This window comes from Flavobacterium bernardetii, assembly GCF_011305415.1.
GTDB classification, from domain to species: Bacteria; Bacteroidota; Bacteroidia; order Flavobacteriales; family Flavobacteriaceae; genus Flavobacterium; species Flavobacterium bernardetii.
This window is the reverse complement of the sequence record NZ_JAANOQ010000034.1, coordinates 1-1,610: the sequence shown is the minus strand read 5'-3', so window position 1 is coordinate 1,610 and position 1,610 is coordinate 1. Positions and strand designations below refer to the sequence as shown.

General features: G+C 27.5%; 1 protein-coding gene. It reads right to left on the bottom strand.

Annotated elements, in window-relative coordinates; genetic code table 11:
- Positions 1-211 precede the first annotated feature (211 nt).
- Positions 212-1,483, bottom strand: coding sequence for a S41 family peptidase (locus G6N05_RS15505; protein ID WP_166131894.1), 1,272 nt, complete (start codon positions 1,481-1,483; stop codon positions 212-214).
- Positions 1,484-1,610: the final 127 nt, after the last annotated feature.

The following is a 1,610-nucleotide window of genomic DNA, read 5'->3' as shown; positions in this document are numbered from 1 at the left end:
GTAAATATTCCTCTTTCAATTTTCATATTGTTATCTAATTGTAGTTTTCCAGATTCTGCGGTAAAATAGCCACTAACGTTCCGGCGCTTGGCGAGGTTGCGAACTTCGGAACCGATTATTTTCTATCAAAGATGAAATTTCTTGCGAGAAATAAACGTGAATTCACCACAAAATTCGCAATCTTGCCAAACGCCTGTTGTGCGTTCGTTTTTTAATTTTTCTTTACATATTCAAAAACAGGGTCTATTCCATTTTTGTAATCATTGTAACTATTTTCTATCTTAACATCTGGAACAATTGAAACATCATTATCCTCTGTAAGTTTCCAAAATTCAGAAGAATATCTTACCTTAATTTCTGAATAAGGTAATGTAAATGATTTAACATATCCATAATGATTAGGTTTTCCACTTGTTTCTTCTCCAATAATTATTGCATTTGTTTTATCTTTAAAATAAATGGTGTTAAAAATAGCTGATGAAAAAGTATCGTTACCAACAACTACAAATAATTTTCCTTTTTTATTTAGTTTATTGTTAGCTGCAATTTTATCTATTAAGTTTTCTGCTAAATACGAACTTCCACCACCATTAAATCTCATGTCAAAAATCAATTTGTCAATTTCAGAAGTTTCAAGTGTTTTTAATACTTTTTCTTCAAATTCATTAAAAGAAGGATATTTATATGCAGTTTCTTTATCGCCATATTTTTCTATAGTTTCTCTGCTTACACATTTATTATACTGAATAAAGTAAATTTTTTCATTAGGAAAATATTCTTCTTTAAAGTTTTTACCACTTCCGTTTCTATAAAATGGTTTTTCTGCGTTAATTTTTAAAAAAGTTTTATTTTTTTTAAAATTTATATCATTTTCAACTTCCATAAGTTTGTAATGAGAAATATTCCCTTTAATATCAGAAAGCTCTAAATTGTAAATACTATCATTTTGTTTAGAAAAGCCAAAATATTTTAATATGACATTACTTTCTAATAAACGAGATGAATTTGTCTTTATCAAAGCAGTGTTTTCAGCTACGTTGAGAGTTTTTAAACTATCTAATATTGTGTTGATTTTGTTTCCATTAATTGAAAGTATTTTTTTGTCTAAAATTTCATAGTTGTCTTTTGTAGTTCCTGAAATGAATAATCCTTCTTTAAACCACATGAAATCTACAGGAAATACTTTCCTTTTTTGTGTAATATGTGAAGTGCTTAGACTTGTATGAGAATCACCAATTTTAGCAATTAATTGATGAAGTTTCATAGAAGTTTCAATGTCGGTATCTTTATCAAGTTGCTTAATGATTTTCTCAATACCATTTTCAAATTCATTTTTAGTTATTTTGAAAAATAAATTTTTGTGTTTCTTCGGCAACTCTGTTTTTAGAAAATTTAAATCAGTTATCCAGTTTTCTGTTTCTATTTCTTGCGAATAGATATTAATTGAAAAAACTGTTAAAATTAAAATTGTTATTTTTTTCATTCTTTATGTTAATTTGTTGATTTCGTTTTCGTTCTGCTAAAATGACGCACAACGTCCCGGCGCTTGGCGAGGTTGCGAACTTCGGAACTGATTATTTTCTGTTAAAGATAAAATTTCTTGCGAGAAA